The sequence below is a fragment of the Streptomyces sp. NPDC057136 genome, from assembly GCF_042670885.1.
Lineage (GTDB): Bacteria > Actinomycetota > Actinomycetes > Streptomycetales > Streptomycetaceae > Streptomyces.
On record NZ_JBHUUV010000107.1, the window covers coordinates 1 to 1551 of the forward strand.

The window sequence follows — 1551 nt, forward strand, 5'->3', positions numbered from 1 at the left end:
GTGATCTCCCGTATCCGGGAGGCGTTCGGGGTGGAGGTGGCGCTGTCGGCGCTCTTCGACCGGCCGACGGTACGAGGCCTGGCAACGACGATCGACGGCGCGGGACAGACGCAGGTCCTGCCGTCTGTCAGGGCGGCGGACCGCACCCAGCCGCTGCCGCTGTCGTTCGCGCAGCAGCGGCTGTGGTTCCTTGATCAGTTGGAGCCGGGTGCGGTCGAGTACAACATGTCGACCCGTCTGCGGCTGACCGGCGATGTGGACCTCGCTGCCCTGGGCGCTGCTCTGGATGCGGTGGTCACTCGGCATGAGGTTCTGCGGACCCGTCTGGTGGCGGGTGCGGACGGTGTGGCGTACCAGGCCATCGACCCGCCGGCGCCCATGCCCTTCCCGGTCCTTGACCTTTCCGGGAGTGTGGACCCGCAGGGTGCCGCACATGACGTGGTCACCAAGGACGCGGTGACTCCGTTCGATCTGGCGCAGGGGCCCCTGGTGCGGGCTGCGCTCGTCCGGCTCGCTCCCGACGATCACATACTCTCCCTGGTGATCCACCATGTCGTCTTCGACGAGTGGTCGGACCGTGTCCTGCAGCGCGAGCTGTCCGTCCTGTACGAGGCGTTCCGCGCAGGCGAGCCGAATCCGCTGCCGCCGCTCACGTTCCAGTACGCCGATGTCGTGGCCTGGCAGCGGCAGTGGCTGACCGGCGACGTACTGGACGGCCAATTGGAATATTGGCAGGGCGTGTTGGCGGACGTGCCGACGCTTGAGCTGCCGACCGACCGGCCGCGTCCGGCGGTGCGCTCCACTGACGGTGCGGTGTGCCGATTCACTGTTCCGGCAGGGACGGCGGAGGCGCTGCGCGCACTGTCCCGTGAGCACGGTGCGACGATGTTCATGACGCTGCTGGCCGCCTTCGATGTCCTCATGGGCCGCTATGGCGGTACCGACGACGTCGTGGTGGGCACGCCGGTGGCGAACCGGAACCGTGCCGAGACCGAGGACCTGATCGGGTTCTTCGTCAACACGCTTGTGCTGCGCACGGACCTGTCCGGCGACCCGACGTTCGCCGAACTTCTCGGCCGGGTGCGCGAGACTGCCCTCGGTGCGTACGCGCACCAGGACCTGCCGTTCGAGCAGCTCGTGGACGCCATGGATGTCGAGCGCGACCGCTCGCGAAGTCCGCTCTTCCAGACCCTCTTCAGCTATGTCGCAGCGGACCCGAGCGACCTTCACCGAGAAGGAAGCAGCAACGGAACCGGCACAGCGGGTGGGTCAGTGGACGATGCGCGTTCGAGTAGCGATCCGGTTCCGGTGAAGTACGACCTCGTGTTGGCGCTTGCGGAAGCCGAGGGCGCCCTCGCCGCGGAGATCCAGTACAGCACCGCGCTGTTCGACGCGGCGACGGTGGAACGGATGGCGGGTCACCTGATCACGCTGCTGGATGCTCTTACCGTCGATTCCGGTCGGCGTGTGGGTGATCTGCCGGTGTTGACGGCGGGTGAGCGTGAGGTGGTGGTGTGTGGGTGGAATGACACGGCTGTGGAGGTTTCTGCG

General features: G+C 67.6%; 1 protein-coding gene. It reads left to right on the forward strand.

Features of this window, described 5'->3' with window-relative positions; translation table 11 throughout:
- Positions 1-1551 (forward strand): condensation domain-containing protein (locus tag ACFT7S_RS38680; RefSeq protein WP_382741247.1); only part of this gene is annotated, 1551 nt, incomplete at both ends.